The 3,903-nt window shown below is 49.5% G+C and carries 5 protein-coding genes; 2 read left to right on the forward strand and 3 right to left on the reverse strand.

The features are described from left to right. Together FJZ26_04715 and FJZ26_04720 are read right to left on the reverse strand one after the other, a co-directional pair. A partial coding sequence (locus tag FJZ26_04715; GenBank protein MBM3229707.1) for a bifunctional folylpolyglutamate synthase/dihydrofolate synthase occupies positions 1–610 on the reverse strand: 610 nt, incomplete at its 3' end. A 36-nt stretch (positions 611–646) separates the two neighbouring features. After that, positions 647–1,495, reverse strand: coding sequence for a bifunctional 5,10-methylenetetrahydrofolate dehydrogenase/5,10-methenyltetrahydrofolate cyclohydrolase (locus FJZ26_04720; protein ID MBM3229708.1), 849 nt, complete (start codon positions 1,493–1,495; stop codon positions 647–649). A 206-nt stretch (positions 1,496–1,701) separates the two neighbouring features. On the opposite strand from FJZ26_04720, the gene FJZ26_04725 reads away from it, so the two are divergent. Together FJZ26_04725 and FJZ26_04730 are read left to right on the forward strand one after the other, a co-directional pair. Continuing rightward, a complete protein-coding gene (locus FJZ26_04725; protein MBM3229709.1) occupies positions 1,702–2,955 on the forward strand; it encodes a serine hydroxymethyltransferase in 1,254 nt (417 codons plus the stop codon). 63 nt (positions 2,956–3,018) lie between these two features. Continuing rightward, on the forward strand, positions 3,019–3,435 hold the full coding sequence (locus FJZ26_04730) for an archease (protein MBM3229710.1): 417 nt from the start codon (positions 3,019–3,021) through the stop codon (positions 3,433–3,435). A gap of 38 nt (positions 3,436–3,473) precedes the next feature. Here the strand turns inward: FJZ26_04730 and FJZ26_04735 are convergent. After that, positions 3,474–3,903: hypothetical protein (locus tag FJZ26_04735; protein ID MBM3229711.1), on the reverse strand; the 430-nt coding region annotated here is incomplete at its 5' end.

Raw genomic sequence — 3,903 nt, forward strand, 5'->3', positions numbered from 1 at the left:
CCTTTTTAATCTGAGCAAGCGCCTGGGCATTCTTCACCCCAGTAATCACAAGCGAGCCGTTTTTTATTATCCCCGCCTTTTCCCTTGCAATCTTGCCTAGAGTGTCCCCGAGCAAATCCGTGTGCTCAAGCCCTATCTGCGTGATAACGGCAACATCGGCCTTCACTACGTTGGTTGCGTCAAGCCTGCCGCCAAGCCCGACTTCTACAACAGCAGCGTCAATTTTCCTTGATGCAAAATAAAGAAGTGCGCATGCCGTGTGTGCCTCAAAAAAGCTGCATTTTAGTTTCTTTGCAAGCGGCAGCACTTTGTAAATGCACTGTGCAAGCTCGGGTTTTGTAATTGCCTTTCCGTTGACTTTTATCTGCTCCTCAAAATAATCCAGGAACGGAGAAGTGAAGCATCCAACTTTAAAGCCTGCGCACTGGAGCATGTTTGCGCAAAACACCGTTGTCGAGCCCTTGCCGTTTGTTCCTGCTACATGGACTACCCTGTACTTTTCCTGCGGGTTCCCAAGAAGCCTGCAAAGCGCCCTCATGCGCTTTAGCCCGAATTTGTAGCCATGCTTTTTGAGGGACAAAAGTGATTTGAGCGCAGACGCATAACCCATTGCCACACCAAAAATTTCTCAGAGTCATGCCCGCCTTCACATGTCCGGGTTTTGCAGCCCGTGCGCTGCAAGCACGTTTTCAAGAAGGCAAGCTATTGTCATTGGCCCTATGCCACCCGGGACCGGTGTGATGGCAGAAACAACCTCTTTTAGGCCTTCAAAGTCAGCGTCCCCGTGCACCTTGCCTTCGACTCTAGTAATCCCTATGTCCACTATGACTGCGCCCTTTTTCACCATGCCCGCCTTCAAAAACCCGGGCTTGCCGATTGCGACTGCAACAATGTCGGCTTTTTTTGTTATTTTTTCAATTCCTTTTGACCTGCTGTGCACTATTGTGACTGTTGCATGCTTTTCAAGAAGCATCAGGGTAAGCGGCTTTCCGACAATGTTGCTTCTGCCGACAACTACTGCGTTTTTCCCCTCCACGTCTATCCCATAGTGCGCAAGAAGCTTCATCACGCCGCTTGGGGTCGCAGGCCGCAAATAGCCGCCCCTGCCAAGGTAAAACCCCCCTGCATTTAGCGGATGGAATCCGTCAACGTCCTTTTTTGGGTCAATTGAGTTGATTATGCAGTCCTCGTCTATTTGCTTTGGAAGCGGCAACTGCACCAGTATGCCAGTCACGCCTTTGTCAAGGTTCAGCCTTTCAATTGCCTTCAATAGTTGCTGTGTTGTCGTGTTCTCAGGCATCCGCTCGAGTGTGGATTTGATTCCAACCCTGGCACACGCCTCCTGTTTTCTTGCAATGTAGATGGATGATGCCTCAACAGCCCCGACCTGAATGACTGCCAAGTGAGGCTTTTGCGCCATTGCAGCCACTTTTGCGGCAACGCTGGCTTTGATGGCATTTGATGGCTCAATACCCCCAAGTATCCTGCACGCCATAAAAACCGCGCCTGCCTTACGCAACTTTGTTATGTGCCCTGATTTCCATTATCCATTTGCATTATCGCAATATGACTTGACCTCAATACTTATTTAAACTTATCAATTCCCATAAAGTCGTTTCGTGGGTTGAAGCTTAATTCCTAGTCCTACTGTCCTTGCTGGAGTAATCGCTTCATGCCTGAAAATTTCTTTGGGGTGTTCAAATGGGTTTTCTTTCAGGCAGCCTTGAAAGCTTCGATTCCGAAATATTCCAGGCAATCAGGAACGAAACAACCAGGCAAAACGACGGGCTGGAGCTAATCCCGTCTGAAAATTACGTAAGTCCGGCTGTCATGGAGGCGCTTGGCTCAACACTTACTAACAAGTACTCGGAAGGTTATGCGGGAAAGAGATATTATGGGGGCAACAAATACATAGATGTTGTCGAGACAATTGCAATTGAGCGGGCAAAGCAGCTTTTTGGGGCTGAACACGTCAATGTCCAGCCCTATTCCGGCTCGCCTGCAAACCTTGAGGCATACTCCTCGGTGCTGAACTTTGGCGACAAGGTCATGGGCCTGTCCCTTGCCCATGGGGGGCACCTGACCCACGGCCACAAGGTTAATTTTTCAGGCAAGGCATACAACATTGTCCACTATCTTGTTGACGAAAAGACGCATCTGCTTGACTATGACAAAATAAAAAAGCAGGCACTTGCCGAAAAGCCAAAGCTTATTGTTTCAGGCTTTACTGCATACCCTCGCACCGTAGACTTCAAGGCCTTTGCAGAGATAGCTTCTGAAGCAGGCGCAGTCTCAATGGCCGACATATCGCACATCTCGGGCCTTGTGATTGGCAAGGTGCACCCATCGCCATTCCCTTTCACTGACATAGTGACTACCACAACGCACAAGACGCTTCGCGGAGTGCGCGGGGCAATGATTATGTGCAAGGAGAAATACGCGGTCCAGGTTGACAAGGCAGTTTTCCCTGGCATGCAAGGCGGGCCGCACAACCACACCACTGCCGCAAACGCAGTTGCATTCAAAGAGGCAATGACTCCGGAATTTGCCCATTATGCCGCCCAGATTGTAAAAAACGCCAAGGCGCTTGCAGATGAACTCATGGCGCAGGGCCTCAAGGTGATAACAGGCGGGACTGACAACCACCTTGTCCTGGTTGACGTTTTTTCCTCAAAGGGAATTCCGGGCAAGGATGCCGAAGCGGCCTTGGACGAGGCGCTAATCACATGCAACAAAAACCAGGTGCCATATGACACCCGCTCGCCGTTTGACCCGTCCGGCATCAGGCTTGGGACTCCGGCAATAACGACGCGGGGCATGAAGGAGTCTGAGATGAAAGAGGTTGGGCGGCTGATTGCAAAAGTCATTTCAAACCACACCGACGCATCGGTCAAGGAAAAAGTCAGGCAAGAGGTAGTGGCACTTACAAGCAAGTTTCCACTATATCCCCTCTAGGCATTCAATCAAATTTAGCTGTTTTGAAAAATCTGGGAAGCCCAATAATGCAAGTGTGTGCCAATGCCAAAAAAACACGATTTTCTCTTTCTTCCCCATACTGCGGATATAATGTTCGAGGCTTTTGGAACTTCATTTTCCGGCGCCCTTGAATCAGCCGCGCAGGCAATTTTTGACGTTGTTGGAAAGGCGCAAAAGCCCGGGGAGGAAATAGAAATATTGGAAACTGGCGCAAAATCGCGCGACGAGCTTGTCGTGTTTGTTCTCTCAAAAATAGTCTCCGCCATTGATGCGCACGAGCTAGTCCCATATGATTTCAAGGTTTCCCAGTTCGATGAAAAGAGCCTGGCCCTGCGCGGAACTTTGTTTCTTGGAAAAGGCACGCCGCGCGACCACATCAAGGCAGTCACGTTTGGGAACCTTGAAGTGCAGCACAAATCAAGGGGCGCATGGAGGCTTCAGGTCCTCCTTGACATCTGAACTTTGAAAAATAAATTTGGAAAATTGGGCTGGCTTTATCACCCAAGCCTTATGTAATAAACTCCGTTTGTGTCCTTGAGCACAACAGGGTCGTTGAGAAGGGATTTCAAGTCAATGTTGAAAACGCCCTTTTCAAGCATCTGTATGTTTTCAAGCTCAAGCATGACGGGGTTTTTCAGCCTGTTTTCCTCCATCTGCACGCTGATTTGTTTTTCTATCTTTCCCATGCTTTCAAGGGCCTGTTTTGGCAGGCTTGCCTCAAGGACGTCCATGTCCCTCTGCGTCAGCACATCCGCGCTGCTTTCAACTGCTTGCTGCCCGAAAGCCTGTTCAGGCAAGTGATTTTCGCCACCGCTTTCCTCTTTTTTCCTTGTGTAAAGAAAAACTTTTGAGCCGCACGGGCAGCCCCTCTCTATCTCGCCTATTTTTTCAAGTGCCTTTCCGCACCTCATGCACCTGTGCATATAA

This window comes from Candidatus Parvarchaeota archaeon (genome assembly GCA_016866895.1).
Lineage (GTDB): Archaea > Micrarchaeota > Micrarchaeia > Anstonellales > VGKX01 > VGKX01.

Coding starts and splice junctions, on each gene's coding strand:
- FJZ26_04720 (MBM3229708.1), bottom strand. CDS start 1,495: ATGGCGTGCAGGATACTTGGGGGTATTGAGCCATCAAATGCCATCAAA.
- FJZ26_04725 (MBM3229709.1), top strand. CDS start 1,702: ATGGGTTTTCTTTCAGGCAGCCTTGAAAGCTTCGATTCCGAAATATTC.
- FJZ26_04730 (MBM3229710.1), top strand. CDS start 3,019: ATGCCAAAAAAACACGATTTTCTCTTTCTTCCCCATACTGCGGATATA.